Here is a 16,838-nt window from a genome sequence, read left to right as displayed (position 1 = left end):
TCTAAATCCAATTTCCGTGCACCCGCCCCGGCACGGGCTCTGCGCTAAGCTCTTGACACATAATGGAAAAAAAGCTTAAATAGCTGGTTCTGCAAAAATATAACGGATACCCATCCGGCCCTGGCCGGCGGCGCACGCCGCCTTCGATGGCCTTTGCCACGGCGCTGGGCCTTTTTAATTAGTGAGTCATCATGAAACGTACTTATCAGCCTTCCGTCACGCGTCGCAAGCGTACCCACGGTTTCCTGGTCCGCATGAAAACCCGTGGCGGGCGCAAGGTCATCAGCGCGCGTCGCGCCAAAGGCCGTAAGCGCCTGGCTGTTTAAGCCTGATTCCGTGTTGATTTGTGCGCGGAGCGCTTGAAAACCTCCGCCGGCTTTCCGAAAGCTGCGCGGCTTCTGAAAACGGATGAATTTTCATCCGTTTTTAGTTTGCGGCCCTGGCGGCGGAGCTTGCACTTCGTGCTGTACATGCGTCAGCGCGAAGCGCCGGGGCCCGACGGCGACCGCGCTCGTCTGGGGGTCGTGGTCGGCCGGCGCCATGCGCCGCATGCGGTGACCCGCAATCTGATCAAGCGCGCGGCGCGAGACCTGTTTCGGCTGCGTCAATCCGGTTTGGCCGGCTGGGATCTTGTGCTACGCTTGCAACGCCGTTTTGAGCCTACGGAATTTCGCGCCGCCTCGTCGGCCGCGCTCAAGACGGCCTGCCGGGCTGAATTGGCGTCGCTTTTCGAGGCCGCCGCAGCCCGCGCGGCGCGCGGCACCGCCCCAGCCGAGGCTGGCGGCCCTCCGAGCAAATCCAGCACTCCCCCGACACGGCCGGATTGATATGCGAACCCTATTGCTGTTGCTTTTGCGATTCTACAAGCTGGCCATCAGCCCCTGGCTGGGTGACCGGTGCCGCTTTTATCCGAGCTGCTCGGATTACGCGCGCGAAGCGATCGAGACGCACGGCCCGGCACGGGGAACCTATCTCGCGGCGTGCCGTCTGTGCCGCTGTCATCCGTTTCACCCGGGCGGATGCGACCCTGTTCCGCCCCCTCGTCAAGCGAAAAACGCCGCGCCGCGCAGCAGCACGACGTCGGATCCGAAGCACGGCTCGCACCGTCTTCCCCACCGCTTTTTCTGATTACGTCCAACAAGAGATCGCTCCATGGACATCAAACGCACCGTACTCTGGGTCATTTTCGCGTTATCGCTGGTCATGTTGTTCGACAACTGGCAGCGCTTTCACGGGCACCCGTCGATTTTCTTCCCGACCATGCAGGACACCGCGTCGACCCCGGCCGCGCCGGGCGGCGCTTCCGGGGCGAACGGCGCCAACGCATTGCCGCAAGCCGGCGCCACGACGGCTGCCGCACCGGGCAATGCCCCGGCCACCACGGCCGCGACGCAAGGTCAGAATCTCAAGGTTCAGACCGATCTGTACGACCTGAACATCAATACCGAGGGCGGCACGCTGACATACCTGGCGCTGCGCAAGTGGTCGGATCCGACCGAGCCCGGCAAGCACGTGGTGCTGTTCGACCAGTCCGCCACGCATACGTATCTGGCGCGCACCGGCCTGATCGGTGGCGATTTCCCGAATCACAACGATATTTTCACGGTGGAGCCCGGTCCGCTGACGATGACCGGCGACACGCTGAGCGTGCGGCTCGATTCGCCCGTCAAGGATGGCGTCAAGCTGGTGCGCACGTATACGTTCAAGCGCGGCAGCTATGTGATCGACGTGCAGAACCAGGTCGTCAATACCGGCACGAAACCGGTCAGCCCGGTGCTGTACATGGAGCTGGTGCGCGACGGCTCGCAGATCGCCGGCCCGAAATTCTCGCACAGCACGTTCACCGGACCGGCGATCTACACCAACGCCGACAAATTCCAGAAAGTGTCGTTCAAGGACATCACCGAGGGCAAGGCCAGCTACGCGAAGAGCGCCGACAACGGCTGGATCGCGATGGTGCAGCTGTATTTTGCCTCGGCCTGGGTGCCCAAGCAGGGCGCGTCGCGCGACTACTATATGGGCAAGCTGGGCCCCGATCTGTATCGCGTCGGCATGAAGGAGCCGCTGGGCACGGTGGCGCCGGGCGCGACCGAAACGGTCGATGCGCGCCTGTTCGCCGGCCCGCAGGAGGAGCACATGCTCGCGCAGATCGCGCCGGGCCTGGACCTGCTCAAGGACTACGGCTGGTTCACGATTCTCGCCAAGCCGCTGTTCTGGCTGCTGTCGAAGCTGCATGCGCTGCTCGGCAATTGGGGCTGGGCGATCATCGCGGTGACGGTCATCCTGAAGCTGGTGTTCTTCCCGCTGTCGGCCGCCAGCTACAAGTCGATGGCGCGCATGAAGGTCATCACGCCGCGCATGCAGGCGCTTCGCGAGCGCCACAAGGGCGATCCGCAGAAGATGAATGCGGCGCTCATGGAGCTGTACAAGACCGAGAAGGTCAATCCGTTCGGCGGATGCATCCCCATCGTGATTCAGATTCCGGTGTTCATCGCGCTTTACTGGGTGCTGCTCTCGAGCGTGGAAATGCGCGGCGCGCCTTGGCTCGGCTGGATTCACGATCTGTCGGCGCAAGACCCGTATTACATCCTGCCGGTGCTGATGGCCGTCTCGATGTTCATTCAGACGCGCCTGAATCCGACGCCGCCCGATCCGGTGCAGGCCAAGATGATGATGTTCATGCCGCTGGTGTTCTCGTTCATGTTCCTGTTCCTGCCGTCGGGCCTGGTGCTGTATTACGTGGTCAACAACATTCTGTCGATCGCGCAGCAATGGTCGATCAACCGGATGCTGGGGCAACACAAGACGAAGAAGGCGACCTGAGGCCGGTTTGCGCCTGAGCCGACCGAGCGCCCGCGATGCAAGTCGCGGGCGTTTTCCATTGGCGCGCTGTGTCACAATGACTTTCACGATATCGATTTGCACCACCTGATGGCTCCCTTCAACGAACCGCCGATTGCCGCCATTGCCACTGCCCCGGGCCGCGGCGGCATTGGCGTCGTGCGGGTCTCGCTCGGGCGCGCCGGCAGCGCCGGGGCCGAAGCGCTCATGCATGCGCTGTGCGGCCGCCTGCTGAGCCCGCGTCATGCGAGCTTTCTGCCGTTTCTCGACGCGCAGGGCACGCCGCTCGATCAGGGCATCGCGCTGTATTTTCCGGGGCCGAGTTCGTATACCGGCGAGGACGTGCTCGAATTCCAGGGGCACGGCGGGCCGGTGGTGATGCAACTGCTGCTGCAGCGCTGCCTCGACGCCGGCGCCGGGTTTGGCGTGCGGCTGGCCGAGCCGGGCGAATTCACCCGGCGAGCCTTTCTGAACGACAAGCTCGATCTGGCGCAGGCCGAAGCCGTGGCCGACCTGATCGAGGCCAGCACCGAGGCAGCGGCGCGCTCGGCGAGCCGCTCGCTGGACGGCATCTTTTCGCGCGAGATCCATGCGCTGGTCGACGCGCTGATTCAACTGCGCATGCTGGTCGAGGCCACGCTGGATTTTCCGGAAGAGGAAATCGACTTTCTCCAGCGCGCCGACGCGCTGGGCCAACTTGCGCGCATTCAGGAAAAGCTCGCGCAGGTGCTCGCCGATGCGCGGCAGGGCGCCCTGTTGCGCGAAGGCCTGAACGTGGTGCTGGCCGGTCAGCCGAACGTCGGCAAGTCGTCGCTGCTCAATGCGCTGGCCGGCGCGGAACTGGCCATCGTCACGCCGATCGCCGGCACCACGCGCGACAAGGTGCAGCAGACCATTCAGATCGAGGGCATCCCGCTGCACATCATCGACACGGCCGGCCTGCGCGAGACGCAGGACGAGGTCGAGCAGATCGGCGTGGCACGCAGCTGGCACGAAATCGAAAAGGCCGACGTGATTCTGCATCTGCTCGACGCACGCGACGGCATGACGCCGGCCGACACCGAGATCGCCGCGCGCTTTCCGGCCGGCATTCCGGTCGTGCGGGTGCTCAACAAAACCGATCTCACCGGGCAAGCGCCCGGCGTCGCGGGGGCCGACGCTAGCGCGCCCCTCACGCTGCGCCTGTCGGCCAAGGCCGGACAGGGCATCGACCTGCTGCGCGCCGAGCTGCTGAAAATCGCCGGCTGGCAAGCCGGCCGCGAAAGCGTCTTCCTCGCCCGCGAGCGCCACCTCACCGCGCTGCGCCAGGCGCGCGAACACCTGGCCCTCGCCGCGGCGCACGCCGCGCAGAATGCCCAGGCGCTCGATTTGTTCGCCGAAGAATTACGCCTGGCGCAGGAGCAACTCAACGGCATCACCGGCGAATTCACTTCGGATGATTTGCTGGGCGTGATTTTCAGCCGGTTTTGTATCGGCAAATAACGCTCTTTTTTGCAGCGCGGCGCGCAAGGCGCCATACCGTTTTGGCATCGGCAGCACCGCCAAGGGCGACGAATCCGTCGGGCGGCGGTAAGATGGCAATAAAAAAGGAGCCCTCCGATGCGACTCTTTTTCGCCCTGTGGCCGAACGACGACTTGCGCGCCGCGCTGCACAATCTCGCGCGCGAGGCGCAAATCGAGTGCGGTGGGCGCGTGATGCGTGCCGAAACGTTGCATCTGACGTTGATTTTTCTGGGCGAGGTCAACCCCGCCGCACTGCCGGCGCTGCGTGAAATCCAGCGCAATACGCCGCTGCCGCCCTGCTCGCTGTCGCTCGATCTGCTTGGTTATTGGCCGAGCAATCGAATCGTCTGGAGCGGCGCGCGCACGGTGCCGGAGGAGTTGCGCGCGACGCGCTCGCGCCTGCTGCATCAATTGCGCGCGCATGGCCACCGCGTCAGCGGCGCGGGTTTTCATCCGCACGTGACGCTGCTGCGGCACGCCCGGCGCGCACCGACCGAGCTGGTGCGGCGCACGTTTGCCTGGCCTTGCTCGGATTATGTCCTGGTGCATTCGATCATCACGCCGCGCGGACCGATCTACCGATTGTTGCCCGACACCCTGCCGGTCACGCCCGTGACGAGTTGAGGTTTGCGCTATATTTGAAGCATCGCAGTTTTAAGGGAGAAGGCGCCATGCAAGTAGGCTCCATCGTCAAATCCAGTCATATCGCCGTGCCGCAGGGCGCGGTCGGCATCGTCACACGCATCCTCGGCAACATGGCGATGGTGCGCTGGTATGCCGGCCAGCCGGGCGCTTCGCGCGAACTGAACACCGAACCTTTTTTTCTCGAGGATCTCGAAGATACCGGCGACATTCTGCCGGCCGGCGCCAGCCTGACGCTGCAGTAAGTGCGTAACGAAACGGTCGTTACGTCCATCCGGTCCTTCCTTTTTCCGTCAACAACGGGCTCGGCGCGGCGTATCGCGCCGCCCGCCTGCAAAAAATTATTAGTGGTTTGATTCCAACCCGGGCGAGCGTCATCGGGCCACAATGTCGGCCTGGATAATTTGTGCCCGGTGACGGGCCCGTCGTTGGAGTTCCATCGCCCATGTCCGATGTAGCCATGCCCGCCGCCGGATCGTCGTCGGCCGCCTCGCCCGCCCGCCTGCAAGGTGGCGCGCTGGCGTTGCTGACCGTCGGCCTGGCACTGGGCACCTTCATGGAGGTACTCGACACGTCGATCGCCAACGTCGCCGTGCCGACCATCGCCGGCAGCCTGGGCGTGTCGAACAGCGAGGGGACCTGGGTCATCAGTTCGTATGCCGTGGCCGCCGCCATTGCCGTGCCGCTGACCGGCTGGCTGGCGCGCCGGGTGGGCGAGGTCAAACTGTTCGTATCGGCGGTGGCCCTGTTCACCATGGCCTCGATGCTGTGCGGCCTGGCGCCGAACATGCAGACCCTGGTGGCGTTTCGCCTGTTGCAGGGCCTGGTGTCGGGGCCGATGGTGCCGCTGTCGCAAACCATTTTGCTGCGCAGTTTTCCCGAGGACAAGCGCGGCCTGGCGCTGGGGCTGTGGGCGATGACGGTGATCGTCGCACCGATTTTCGGGCCGGTGGTCGGTGGCTGGATCACCGATAATTACACCTGGCCGTGGATCTTCTATATCAATGTGCCGGTCGGCATTTTTTCGTTCGGCACCTGCCTGGTGCTGCTGCGCGGCCAGGAGACGAAAACCGAGCGGCTGCCGATCGATCTGATCGGCATGGCGCTGTTGGCCGTCGGCGTCGGCGCGCTGCAAATGATGCTCGACAACGGCAAGGATCACGACTGGTTCAATTCCACTTTCATCGTCGTGCTCGCCGTGACCTCGGTGATCTGCCTGTCGGTACTGCTGATCTGGGAGCTCACCTCGGATAAGCCGGTCGTCGACCTGACGCTGTTCAAGGACCGCAATTTCGCGCTCGGTGTGATCGTCACGTCGTTCGGCTACATGACGTTCTTCGCGTCGGTGGTGATCTTCCCGCTCTGGCTGCAGACGGTAATGGAATACACGGCCGGCCAGGCTGGGCTGGCCACCGCGCCGGTGGGTCTGCTTGCCCTGATTCTGGCGCCCATCGTCGGCAAGAATATGGAACGGCTCGAGTTGCGCGCGGTCGCTTCGTTCGCTTTTGTGGTTTTTGCGGTGGTCTCGTTCTGGAACTCCGGCTTCGCGCTGAACATGACATTCGACCAGGTCATCATGCCGCGCCTGGTGCAAGGCATCGGCATTGCCTGCTTCTTCGTACCGATGACGACCATCACGCTGTCGAGCATCGACGACAATCACCTAGCCGCCGCGGCCGGCCTGTCCAACTTTTTCCGGGTGCTGTCGGGTGCGATCGGCACCGCCGTGAGTACCACGCTATGGGACGATCGCGCGATCTATCACCATGCGCGGCTGATCGAGTCGATCAACGTCTATTCGCAGCAAACCAACGCTTTTCTCGATACCTTGCAGCATCGCCTGGGATTGGCCGGCGGGCAGGATATCGGCCTGCTCAACCAGCTCGTCACGCAGCACGCGTACATGCTTGCCACCAACGATATCTTCCATATCTCCGGCTATGTGTTCGTGCTGCTGGCGATGCTGGTGTGGGTGACCAAGCCCAAAAAGGGCGCCAAGCCGGCGATGGGCCACTGAGGCCGCGAGCCGGATCATTCCGGCCGATTGTGCAACATTGCGTTGCGCCGGTGCGGTCGATCGGCGACGCTGCCCTTGCTATCATGTTCGCCATTCATCGAGAAAAAAGCGAGCGGGCATGTTAGTCAGTCTGATTGCCAGGTATGGGCTGATCCTGGTGTTCGTCAATATCCTCCTGCAAACCCTGGGTTTGCCGGTACCGGCATATCCGACGCTGCTGGTCACGGCCGCTGACGGCACTACTTTTGGCCCGGCGCTGATCGTGGCCGTGGCGGTGCTCGCCGCGCTCATCGGCGACACTGTGTGGTTTGCCGCGGGCCGGCGCTACGGGCACCATATCCTGCGGTTCCTGTGCCGGCTCTCGCTGTCGCAGGATACCTGCGTGCGCCGCACCGAGGGGTTCATCGAACGCTGGGGCATCAAGATCCTGATGTTCGCCAAGTTCATTCCCGGCCTGTCGACGCTGGCTCTGCCGATGGCCGCCGCGCTCGGCGTGCGCTGGCGAACCTTTTATCTGCTCGACACGATCGGCGCGATTCTGTGGTCGGGGGTTGCGGTGCTGCTCGGCCGGGGTTTCGCGCGCGAGATCGGACCGCTGGTGGTCGCCCTGAATTCGCTCGGGCAAGGCGCGCTGGGACTGCTGGCGATCGTCTTCGTGCTCTATCTGGGCAACCGCTGGCTCCAGCGCCATCGGCTGCTGCGCTCGCTGCGCATGGCGCGTATCAGCGTCGACGACCTCTACGCAATGATGGAAGAAGGCATCGAGCCGGTCATCATCGACGTGCGCATGCCGACGCGGCGCCAGCTCGATCCGTTCACGATTCCCGGCGCCCTGACCATCACGCCCGAGCGCCTGGCCGGCCAGCTCGACACCTTGCCGCGCGACAGCAAGATCATCCTGTTCTGCAATTGCCCCAACGAAGTCTCGGCGGCAATTGTCGCGCGCGAGCTGGCCAAACATGGCTTTGCCGACGTCCATCCATTGCTGGGCGGCCTGGACGCCTGGCGCGCCGCGGGCTTTTCGCTGCAGGCGGTAGCGTGAGCTCATGACCGCTCCGATCGTGCCGGCAACGCTGGCCTTTACCGCCGAAGGCTTTCCGTATTCACCGCTGTTCGACGACGTCTATCACAGTACCGACGGCGGTCTTGGACAGGCCGCGCATGTCTTTCTCGGCGGCAACGATCTGCCGGCCCGCTGGCAGGAGCGCACCCGCTTCACGATCGTCGAGACCGGCTTTGGGCTCGGCCTGAATTTCCTGGCGACGTGGGCGGCCTGGCGCGCCCATGTCGCCGCCCTGCCCGCACTGGCCGCGGCGCCACAACTGCATTTCGTCTCGGTCGAAAAACACCCGTTTACGCCGGACGATTTGCGGCGTGCCTACCAACACCTCTCGCTTCATCCGGAATGGGCGCCACTCGCGCCGTTGATCGATGCGCTGTGCACCGCCTGGCCGCTGCCCTTGCCTGGCCTGCATCGCCTGTCGCTCGGCGACGGGCTGTCGCTCACCGTTGCGTTCGGCGATCTGCTCGAGTGGCTGCCGAAACTGCGTGTCGGCGCCGATGCTTTTTATCTGGACGGCTTCTCGCCGGCGAAGAACCCGGCGATGTGGTCGCCGCCCGTATTCAAGGCGCTTGCGCGCATGGCACGCACCGACGCCACGGTAGCCACCTATACGGCTGCCGGCCTGGTTCGGCGCGGGCTGCTCGATGCCGGCTTCGAAGTCGGCAAGCGCCCGGGTTACGGGCGCAAGCGGGATATGCTGGCTGGCCGCTTTGCGCCGCGCTGGCGAGTGCGCCGGCACGAGCCGCCGGCTGTCGCGGCATGGCCCGAACGGCACGCGCTGGTGATCGGCGCCGGGCTGGCTGGCTGCGCACTGGCCTGCAATCTGACGGCCAACGGCTGGCGCGTCACGCTGCTCGAACGCCGCGACGCTCCGGCACGGGAAGCCTCGGGCAATCCGGCGGGCGTATTTCACCCGCAACTCTCGCGCGACGACAACGTTCTGGCGCGTCTGACCCGCGCCGGCTATCTGCATGCGCTGGCGCATTGGCAAGCCCTGGAGAAACACTACCCGTTGCGCTGGTCCCGCACCGGCTTGCTGCAATTGGCCGACGACGACGCGGCGAGCCACGCGCTGCCGGGCCTGCTCGACGCGCTTGGCTATCCGCCCGCCTATGTGCGCGCGGTCGACCGGCAAGAGGCGGCGCGCCTGGCTGGCATGCCGGTCGCCCAGGGCGGGCTATGGTTTGGCCAGGGCGGCTGGATCGATCCGGCCAGTCTGTGCCGGGCGCAGTTGATGGCCGCCGGCGATGCGGCAACCCTGGTGACCGGGGCGGCCGTCACCCGGCTCGAGCGGTGCGATACCGCCTGGCATGCGCTCGATGCGGAGGGCACCACGCTGGCACAGGCACCGGTAGCCATCCTCGCCAATGCCGGCCAGGCCGGGCAATTGCTGCAGCCGTATCTGGCACGCGGTGATTTGCCGCTCAAGTCGGTGCGTGGCCAATTGACCGGGCTGCCGCCGGGCGAACTCGCCGCTTTGCGCGCCGTGGTGTGCGGCGACGGCTACGTCGCCCCGCCCGCGGCCATGGACGGATGCGCGCTGACCGGCGCGACTTACGATTTCGACGACCATGACGACACCGTGCGCGTTGCCGACCATCAACGCAACCTCGACCGGCTGGCGGCCCTGCTGCCGGACTGGGCCGGGCGCGAGCGTTTGCGCCACCCGGCACACACCGGCGACGCGGGCTCGCATCTGGATGGGCGCGTCGCATTTCGCTGCACGACGACTGATCGCCTGCCGGTAGCCGGGGCAATCCCCGATATTGCCGCCATACAGGCTGGCATATTGGCAAACGATGGCGCCTACACGGGCGCTCATCTCGCGGATCTACCGCGACTGCCGGGCCTGTTCGGCGTGTTCGCGCTGGGCTCCCGGGGGCTCGTATGGGCCAGCCTGTGCGCCGCGCTGGTCACCAGTCAGCTCGAGGGTAATCCGTGGCCGGTCGAGGCCGCCCTGGCCGATGCAATCGATCCGGCGCGGGCGCTGCTGGGCGCGCTGCGGCGGGGCCGGAAGGTCGTTTAGGGCTTTTCCGATATGCGCCCGGCGCACCGGCAAGTAGCGCCGCCGCGCCGGGCCATTTCGGGCATTTTGTTTGAGCCCGAATCAATTGTGGCAGAATAGTTGGCAAACCGATTGGTTCGTCGCGCATTTCCTGTCATTTACATTTCTCCTCGCGCGGCTTTTTCATCCCTTCAATACTTTGATGCGCCTGCATTGGGCGCAAACGAGGCAATATGACGTCGGAATTGTCCCTTTTCCCGGGCTGGCCGCCGACGCCCGATCCTGTGTTTTGGACTGGTTTGCTGCTGATCGTGGCAGGCCTGTCCGGCGAAGTGTGTTACCGGCTCATGCGCCTGCCGCGCATCACCGGTTACGCCGTGGTCGGCATGGTAGGCGGCGCGATTGGATTTTCTGTTTTCAATGTCCAGACGGTGGCGGATTTCCGCCTGCTGATCGATCTGGCGCTGGGCCTGCTGCTGTTCGAGCTGGGCAGCCGCCTGAACCTGCGATGGATGCGCGCCAACCCGTGGCTGATCGTCACCAGCGCCTGCGAGGCGTTGCTGACCCTGCTGGCCTCGTTTGCCCTGCTGCGCGCCCTGAACGTCGCGCCGCTCACGGCGATGCTGATTTCGGCCATCGCCATGTCGACTGCGCCGGCGGTGATCATTCAGCTCAAGAACGAGTTGCGCTCGGAAGGGCAAGTCACCGAACGGCTGCTGGCGCTGACCGCGCTCAACAGCATTTACGCGGTGGTGGTCGTCAAGCTCGTCTATGGCTGGATGCACCAGGCCTATCACAGCAGCCTGCTGATCACGCTGCTGCACCCCCTGTACTTGCTGGCCGGTTCCTGCGTGCTGGCTTATTTGCTGGCAAGAGGCTGCAATCTGCTGTTCCGCAAGCTCGGTGGGCAGGACGAGCACGCGTTCGTGATGCTCATTGGGCTGATCATGCTTGCCGTGGCGCTGGTGCATATGCTGCGCCTGCCGAATTCGCTCACCTTGCTGCTGGCAGGCATCCTGTTCAAGAATCTCAATGAACGGCCGCAGCTATGGCCGGCTCACTTCGGCACCGCCGGCTGGCTGCTGACGGTCATCCTGTTCGTGGTGACCTCGATGGCGTTCCAGTGGCACGACCTGGTGCTCGGCGGCGTGGCCGCGCTCGCCCTGGTGTGCGTGCGGGCGCTGGCCAAGCTGGTCTGCGTGGTGCTGTTTTCCCGGCCGTCCGGCATCGATCTCAAGCAGGCGGTGGCGCTGGGCGTGTCCCTCACGCCAATGGCCAGCCTGGCGCTGGTGCTGGTCACCGATACCTACGATATCTATCCGCAATTCGACCCGCACCTGCGCGCCATCGTGTTCAGCGCCATTGCGCTGATGCAGCTGGTGGGGCCGCTGCTGATCTATTGGGGCCTGGCCCTGACTGGCGAACGAAAGGATTGATCATGTCTTTGGAGCAATTCAACCCGTCCGAGCCGTTCACCTTCGGTGTCGAGCTGGAAATGCAGATCGTCAACCGGCATGACTACGATCTGACCAAAGCCGCCACCGACGTGATGCGGCTGATCAAGAAAGAACAGTACCCGGGCGAGATCAAGCCGGAGATCACCGAGAGCATGATCGAGCTGTCGACCGATATCTGCCACCGGCACAGCGACGCGGTCGAACAGCTGCACCGGATCCGCGACGTACTGGTGGGCGCCGGCCGGCAACTGAACGTTGGCCTGTGCGGCGGCGGCACGCACGCTTTCCAGCGCTGGAACGAGCGCCAGATCTACGATTCGCCGCGCTTTCATTTTCTGTCGGAACTGTACGGTTACCTGGCCAAGCAGTTCACCGTATTCGGCCAGCACGTGCACATCGGCTGTCCGGACCCCGACAGCGCGCTTTATTTGCTGCACGCCATGTCGCGTTTTATTCCGCATTTCATCGCGCTGTCGGCTTCGTCACCCTATGTGCAGGGCGTCGATACCGGCTTTCACTCGGCGCGGCTCAATTCGGTGTTCGCGTTCCCGCTCTCCGGGCGCGCGCCCTTCGTATTGCGCTGGACCGAGTTCGAAGAGTATTTCGACAAGATGGTGCGCACCGGGGTGGTCGAAAGCATGAAAGATTTCTACTGGGACATTCGCCCCAAACCGGGCTTTGGGACGATCGAGGTCCGGGTAATGGATACCCCCTTGACTGTCGACCGCGCGGCCGCCATCGCCTGCTACATCCAATCCCTGGCCCGGTATCTGCTCACCGATCAGCCGTTCAATCTGAAAGAAGACGATTATCTGGTTTATACGTTCAACCGTTTCGAGGCTTGCCGGTTTGGCTTGCAAGGCGCCTATGTCGATCCCCAGAGCGGTGAGCGCACCACTTTGGGGCAACATATCCACCAAACCCTGGAGCGCATCAGGCCTCATGCGGCCAAGCTCGAAGCCGAAGTCGCCTGTGAGCAGATCGGTCAGATCGTCGCCTCGGGCATGAACGACGCGCAGTGGCTCCGCCAGGTCAATGCGCGCGAGAAGTCACTGCATGAAATGACACGCCAGCAATGCGTGGCGTGGAGCAGTTGAATGAACTCTCCTTATTGAATTGTCTGGACGGCCCCGCATTTGCGGGGTTTTTTTTGCCTGCCTTGGAATGCCGGAAGTCGGCATCGGATGGTGAGTGCTTGTACAGGTTTTCGCTCGCTGGTAGCTGGTATTTAAGGTTTTATAAGGTTTACTGTATGTAAACATAGTAGTAGTTAACAACGCCGGGTCGTTTCTGTGGATAACGCAAATTAACCCAAATAAAACAATCTTCTGCAGAACAAAAAAGTGCTCGGACAACCCGTCGGATTGATCCGGACAAAAAGGGACAACTTTTGCTTGCCTAACCGCACATGGGCAGTTATCCCGAAATCGTTCACAACAAAAGGAGCCTGTTATCCAAAAAGTTATCCACATGCAGTGAGGCAATTATTACTGTATGTCGGTGTAAGTGTTTACTTTGTCAAAAACGTATAAAAAATAAGGAAAACACGGCTACAATCGCACTCTCATAAAAAATCCGGACCATTTTGTCCCCAATTTCTCGCCGACAACGATGATTGTTTTGGCCACCTTGAATGCTCGCTACGCGCACGCTTCGTTAGGCTTGCGCAGCCTGTACGCCAATCTCGGTGAGTTGCAGCCAGCAGCGCACATTCAGGAATTCGTGATCGGCGCGAAGACGGAGGTCATTGCCGAGAAACTGCTGGCCAGCGGGCCACGCATCGTGGGTCTGGGGGTCTACATCTGGAACGTGGCCGAGACCGCGCGGCTGGTCGCTTTACTGAAAACGATTTCACCGCAAACGGTCATTGTGCTTGGCGGACCGGAGGTCAGCCACGAAACCGACGAGCAGGAAATCTGCCGCCGGGCCGATTACGTGATCACCGGCTGGGGCGATGTGACCTTCGCGCGATTGTGCCGCGATATTCTGGCCGGCAAGCGAATCCTGACCAAGGTGCACGTCGGCGAACAGCCGCCGCTGGCCGAACTGGCGATGCCTTACCGCCACTATGACGACGAGGACATCCGTCACCGGGTGCTTTATGTCGAAGCGTCGCGCGGGTGCCCGTTCAAATGCGAGTTTTGTCTGAGTGCGCTGGACAAGACCGCCTGGGCCTTCCCGCTCGATGCATTTCTCGACGAGATCGCCTCGCTTTATGCGCGTGGCGCGCGGCAATTCAAGTTCGTCGATCGCACCTTCAATCTCAACGTCAAGAACAGCCTGCGAATCCTGTCTTTTTTTCTGGAGAAGCTGGCCCAGGCGCCCCAGGACCCGGTATTCGTGCACTTCGAAGTGGTGCCCGATCATTTGCCCGATGCGCTCAAGGCCGCCATCGCCAAATTTCCGCCCGCCACGCTGCAGTTCGAGATCGGGCTGCAAACGCTTAATCCGCAGATACAGGAGCACATTTCGCGTCGGACCGACCTGGCGTTGGCCGAGGCGAATATCCGCTGGCTCAAACAGCATTCGCAGGCCCATTTGCACGTCGATCTGATCGCCGGCTTGCCGGGCGAGACGCTCGAGAGTTTCGGGGAAGGCTTCGACCGGTTGCTGGGCTGGCAGCCCGATGAAATTCAGCTCGGCGTGCTCAAGCGCTTGCGCGGTACGCCGATTATCCGGCACACCGAGGCGTTCGGCATGCGATACAACCCGGCGCCACCCTACAACGTGCTGGCCACTGCGGCCGTCGACTTTTCCTCCATGCAGCGTTTGTCCCGTTTTTCGCGTTATTGGGATCTGCTGGCCAACGCCGGGCGGTTTCGCCACACCTTGCCGTTAGTGCTGGGCGCGGCGCCATTTCACAATTTCATGGCCTTGTCGGACTGGTTATACGCGACCACTGGGGTCACGCACAGGCTCGAACTCGAACGCCTGTTTCGCCTGCTGCATGCGTGGCTCACGGCGCCTTCGACGCAGGCGCGACCCGACATGGCGGCCGACGAAGCACGCATTCTCGATTGTTTGCATTCCGATTATCAAGCCAGCGGAGCACGCGGCCGCTTACACTTTGTTACGGAGAAATCGCAAATTACATCAGTACAAGAACCGATACGCCGAACCCCCAATCCAGTAAGACAATTACGGCATGCATATCGATGAGCGATGACGGTCTAAGGGTTTATCCCGAGCCTGCGAGTCGCAGCTGTTTGATTTAAAGCACATTTTCGCAATTTATTTTTGACAAGCTTGTTTAACGACATATAGTTATTAGAAATCCTAATCATAAAATCATGGCTAACCAGACATCGCCCCAGGAAACACTCTCCAAGCGCATTACCGCCGGTATGCTGCGGCTTGGCACGGCCCTACGCAGTCACGCCTGGGAAGGCGCGGCCGCTGCAGGGTTAACACCGACGCAAGGCGAAATTCTGACGCTACTGCTGATGCGCAACGCGCCGATGCGCCTGGGTGACATCGCCCGCGACGCGGCGCTCACGTCGGCCACCGTCAGCGAGGCGGTCAGCACACTCGAGAACAAGGGTCTGCTGGAAAAGCGCCGCGACGCCAACGATGGCCGCGCCCTGGCGCTGAGACTGACCGCTCGCGGCAAGACCGCGGCGCGCAAGGCCTCGCAGTGGCCCGACTTTCTGGTGTCCGCGTGCGACGGGTTGAGCGACAAGGAGCAAGGCCAGATGTACCGGCTCCTGGTCAAGATGATTTACGGCATGCAGGTGCGCGGCGACATCCCCGCGCAACGCATGTGCGTGAGTTGCGCTCACTTCGACCCGGCCGCCCACGCGCGCGGCGCGGCGCCATATCACTGCGGCTATTTCGATATCGCGCTGGACGATGCGCACCTGCGCCTGGATTGCAATGCGCACGAGATCGCCGACGCGGCGACTCAACGCAAGACGTGGCGCATTTTCAGCAAGGGATGACGCAGCGTTTACCCGAAGAAATTCTCCTGTTCCCGACAGCCGATGCAATCCATCGGCTGTTTTGTTTTGTCCCCTCGACAAAACGGATGAGCCGGCAGTCCGGTGCAGGCGTCGCCGGCCGATGCGCGCCGACAAGCCGACATGAGGCTCCTGTACACTGCGGCTTTTCAGCCACTCTCAGGCCCGGTTTTCCGTTTTCATCGATTGGATCTCATGACCTCCCAGCGCAGAATCGTGGTACGCCAATCCGGCGTGCATGGCAAAGGCGTCTTCGCGACCCGGGCGATTGCCCGCGGCGAGCGCATCATCGAATACAAAGGGGAACGCATTTCGTGGCGCGAGGCGCTGCGCCGTCATCCACACGACCCCGATCATCCGCAGCACACCTTCTATTTCAGCCTGGACGATGGCCGCGTGATCGACGGCAAGGTGCAGGGCAACAATGCGCGCTGGATCAACCACGCGTGCGATCCGAACTGCGAGGCCCGCGAGGAAGGCGAGCGCGTGTTCATTTATGCCAGGCAGGACATCGCGCCGAACGAAGAACTGTTTTATGACTACGGCCTGGTCATCGACGCCCGCTATACCGCCAAGCTCAAACGTGAGTATGCTTGTCACTGCGGCAGCCCGCAGTGCCGTGGCACGATGCTGGCGCCCAAACGCTGAGCGGTTCGGCGGCTCGCGCAGCACTCGAGCCGCCTTGCCCACCGACTTTCCTCAGGCGAAACGCATGGCCGATATCACACTCACCGAATTGGAGGCAGCCATCAACTACTGGCGCAGCGTGTCGCCGGCTGCCGGAGAGGAAATGAAGTTATGCAGCGAAGCCAGCGCGCTGTCCCGGCCCTACGCGCTGATGATCGTCGGGCACGCCAGCAGCGTGCCGCTGGCCGCGCTCGACGACGCCGCGCGCTCCGCCTGGGAGGCGTACCAGCGGCGTCGAGGCTGAGCGTTCATTGGCCGGCAAAGGCTTCGATCGCGGCGGCCAGATCGACGTCGTGCCGGGTCAGGCCGTTGGCGTCGTGGGTCGACAGCGTGATTTCGACGCGATTCCACACATTGAACCATTCGGGATGGTGATTCATCTGTTCGGCTTTGAGCGCGATGCGCGTCATGAAGCCAAACGCTGCATTGAAATCGTCGAACACGAAGGTTTTGTGAATCGCGTCGCGGCCGGTCACCGGCAGCCAGCCGGGCAGTGTTTCCAGCAGGGCGGCACGTTCTTCGGAAGAGAGTCGGTTGGTCATTGCAGCATCCTCATAACGACACACGCGACAGCCCGCGCCGCACGGTGCGACGCGAACGCATCACGTATCTTGGATTGTTCCACAGGCGGCGGCGTCTTGCTGATGCGGCGCCGCAGCATGCTTTG

The 16,838-nt window shown here is 62.8% G+C and carries 17 protein-coding genes; 16 read left to right on the top strand and 1 reads right to left on the bottom strand.

Annotated elements, in window-relative coordinates; all coding sequences use genetic code 11:
* The first annotated feature begins 191 nt into the window (after positions 1-191).
* The 16 genes from rpmH (at position 192) to EPN80_RS13265 (ending at position 16,415) form a co-directional block, all read left to right on the top strand.
* On the top strand, positions 192-326 hold the full coding sequence (gene rpmH, locus EPN80_RS13340) for a 50S ribosomal protein L34 (protein WP_072628567.1): 135 nt from the start codon (positions 192-194) through the stop codon (positions 324-326).
* A gap of 18 nt (positions 327-344) precedes the next feature.
* Positions 345-827 carry a ribonuclease P protein component gene (gene rnpA / locus EPN80_RS13335; RefSeq protein ID WP_366929094.1) on the top strand — a complete coding sequence of 161 codons (483 nt, stop codon included), beginning with the start codon at positions 345-347 and terminating at the stop codon, positions 825-827.
* Position 828: 1 nt separating this feature from the next.
* A complete protein-coding gene (gene yidD, locus EPN80_RS13330; protein ID WP_047215549.1) occupies positions 829-1,128 on the top strand; it encodes a membrane protein insertion efficiency factor YidD in 300 nt (99 codons plus the stop codon).
* A 24-nt stretch (positions 1,129-1,152) separates the two neighbouring features.
* On the top strand, positions 1,153-2,823 hold the full coding sequence (gene yidC, locus EPN80_RS13325; protein WP_293027941.1) for a membrane protein insertase YidC: 1,671 nt from the start codon (positions 1,153-1,155) through the stop codon (positions 2,821-2,823).
* Positions 2,824-2,931: 108 nt separating this feature from the next.
* Positions 2,932-4,323, top strand: coding sequence for a tRNA uridine-5-carboxymethylaminomethyl(34) synthesis GTPase MnmE (mnmE, locus tag EPN80_RS13320; protein ID WP_293028016.1), 1,392 nt, complete (start codon positions 2,932-2,934; stop codon positions 4,321-4,323).
* A 117-nt stretch (positions 4,324-4,440) separates the two neighbouring features.
* Positions 4,441-4,968, top strand: a complete 528-nt coding sequence (gene thpR / locus EPN80_RS13315; protein WP_293027938.1) for an RNA 2',3'-cyclic phosphodiesterase — start codon at positions 4,441-4,443, stop codon at positions 4,966-4,968.
* Between the two features lie 47 nt (positions 4,969-5,015).
* A complete protein-coding gene (locus tag EPN80_RS13310; RefSeq protein ID WP_047215553.1) occupies positions 5,016-5,231 on the top strand; it encodes a hypothetical protein in 216 nt (71 codons plus the stop codon).
* A gap of 200 nt (positions 5,232-5,431) precedes the next feature.
* Positions 5,432-7,003: a DHA2 family efflux MFS transporter permease subunit gene (locus tag EPN80_RS13305; RefSeq protein ID WP_293027933.1), complete on the top strand. Its 1,572-nt coding sequence runs from the start codon at positions 5,432-5,434 to the stop codon at positions 7,001-7,003.
* Positions 7,004-7,121: 118 nt separating this feature from the next.
* Positions 7,122-8,045 carry a DedA family protein/thiosulfate sulfurtransferase GlpE gene (locus tag EPN80_RS13300; protein WP_293027930.1) on the top strand — a complete coding sequence of 308 codons (924 nt, stop codon included), beginning with the start codon at positions 7,122-7,124 and terminating at the stop codon, positions 8,043-8,045.
* A gap of 4 nt (positions 8,046-8,049) precedes the next feature.
* A complete protein-coding gene (gene mnmC / locus EPN80_RS13295; protein ID WP_293027927.1) occupies positions 8,050-10,092 on the top strand; it encodes a bifunctional tRNA (5-methylaminomethyl-2-thiouridine)(34)-methyltransferase MnmD/FAD-dependent 5-carboxymethylaminomethyl-2-thiouridine(34) oxidoreductase MnmC in 2,043 nt (680 codons plus the stop codon).
* Positions 10,093-10,304: 212 nt separating this feature from the next.
* Entirely contained in the window at positions 10,305-11,507 is a 1,203-nt protein-coding gene (locus EPN80_RS13290; protein ID WP_293027924.1) for a cation:proton antiporter, read from the top strand.
* 2 nt (positions 11,508-11,509) lie between these two features.
* Positions 11,510-12,625, top strand: a complete 1,116-nt coding sequence (locus tag EPN80_RS13285) for a YbdK family carboxylate-amine ligase (RefSeq protein ID WP_293027921.1) — start codon at positions 11,510-11,512, stop codon at positions 12,623-12,625.
* 514 nt (positions 12,626-13,139) lie between these two features.
* Complete coding sequence (locus EPN80_RS13280) at positions 13,140-14,687, top strand: B12-binding domain-containing radical SAM protein (RefSeq protein ID WP_293027919.1); 1,548 nt, start codon at positions 13,140-13,142, stop codon at positions 14,685-14,687.
* Between the two features lie 131 nt (positions 14,688-14,818).
* Positions 14,819-15,466: a MarR family winged helix-turn-helix transcriptional regulator gene (locus EPN80_RS13275; protein WP_293027916.1), complete on the top strand. Its 648-nt coding sequence runs from the start codon at positions 14,819-14,821 to the stop codon at positions 15,464-15,466.
* 213 nt (positions 15,467-15,679) lie between these two features.
* Complete coding sequence (locus EPN80_RS13270; protein ID WP_293027913.1) at positions 15,680-16,132, top strand: SET domain-containing protein-lysine N-methyltransferase; 453 nt, start codon at positions 15,680-15,682, stop codon at positions 16,130-16,132.
* Positions 16,133-16,196: 64 nt separating this feature from the next.
* Positions 16,197-16,415 (top strand): DUF3717 domain-containing protein, encoded by a 219-nt coding sequence (locus EPN80_RS13265; RefSeq protein ID WP_293027910.1) that lies wholly within the window; start codon positions 16,197-16,199, stop codon positions 16,413-16,415.
* 4 nt (positions 16,416-16,419) lie between these two features.
* Here EPN80_RS13265 and EPN80_RS13260 read toward each other — a convergent pair whose 3' ends face one another.
* On the bottom strand, positions 16,420-16,737 hold the full coding sequence (locus EPN80_RS13260; RefSeq protein ID WP_293027908.1) for a 4a-hydroxytetrahydrobiopterin dehydratase: 318 nt from the start codon (positions 16,735-16,737) through the stop codon (positions 16,420-16,422).
* Positions 16,738-16,838 lie beyond the last annotated feature (101 nt).

This window comes from Pandoraea sp. (assembly GCF_004297875.1).
In the GTDB taxonomy this organism is placed as follows: Bacteria; Pseudomonadota; Gammaproteobacteria; order Burkholderiales; family Burkholderiaceae; genus Pandoraea.
Note: the sequence above shows the minus strand (reverse complement) of the source record. Positions and strands in the feature narration are given on the sequence as shown.

Bases quoted from the DNA above. Each gene is read 5' to 3' on its own strand.
- EPN80_RS13310 (WP_047215553.1), top strand. From the start codon at position 5,016: ATGCAAGTAGGCTCCATCGTCAAATCCAGTCATATCGCCGTGCCGCAG.
- EPN80_RS13265 (WP_293027910.1), top strand. From the start codon at position 16,197: ATGGCCGATATCACACTCACCGAATTGGAGGCAGCCATCAACTACTGG.
- mnmE (WP_293028016.1), top strand. From the start codon at position 2,932: ATGGCTCCCTTCAACGAACCGCCGATTGCCGCCATTGCCACTGCCCCG.
- EPN80_RS13300 (WP_293027930.1), top strand. From the start codon at position 7,122: ATGTTAGTCAGTCTGATTGCCAGGTATGGGCTGATCCTGGTGTTCGTC.
- mnmC (WP_293027927.1), top strand. From the start codon at position 8,050: ATGACCGCTCCGATCGTGCCGGCAACGCTGGCCTTTACCGCCGAAGGC.
- EPN80_RS13280 (WP_293027919.1), top strand. From the start codon at position 13,140: ATGATTGTTTTGGCCACCTTGAATGCTCGCTACGCGCACGCTTCGTTA.
- thpR (WP_293027938.1), top strand. From the start codon at position 4,441: ATGCGACTCTTTTTCGCCCTGTGGCCGAACGACGACTTGCGCGCCGCG.
- yidD (WP_047215549.1), top strand. From the start codon at position 829: ATGCGAACCCTATTGCTGTTGCTTTTGCGATTCTACAAGCTGGCCATC.
- EPN80_RS13305 (WP_293027933.1), top strand. From the start codon at position 5,432: ATGTCCGATGTAGCCATGCCCGCCGCCGGATCGTCGTCGGCCGCCTCG.
- EPN80_RS13290 (WP_293027924.1), top strand. From the start codon at position 10,305: ATGACGTCGGAATTGTCCCTTTTCCCGGGCTGGCCGCCGACGCCCGAT.
- yidC (WP_293027941.1), top strand. From the start codon at position 1,153: ATGGACATCAAACGCACCGTACTCTGGGTCATTTTCGCGTTATCGCTG.
- EPN80_RS13285 (WP_293027921.1), top strand. From the start codon at position 11,510: ATGTCTTTGGAGCAATTCAACCCGTCCGAGCCGTTCACCTTCGGTGTC.
- EPN80_RS13275 (WP_293027916.1), top strand. From the start codon at position 14,819: ATGGCTAACCAGACATCGCCCCAGGAAACACTCTCCAAGCGCATTACC.
- rpmH (WP_072628567.1), top strand. From the start codon at position 192: ATGAAACGTACTTATCAGCCTTCCGTCACGCGTCGCAAGCGTACCCAC.
- EPN80_RS13270 (WP_293027913.1), top strand. From the start codon at position 15,680: ATGACCTCCCAGCGCAGAATCGTGGTACGCCAATCCGGCGTGCATGGC.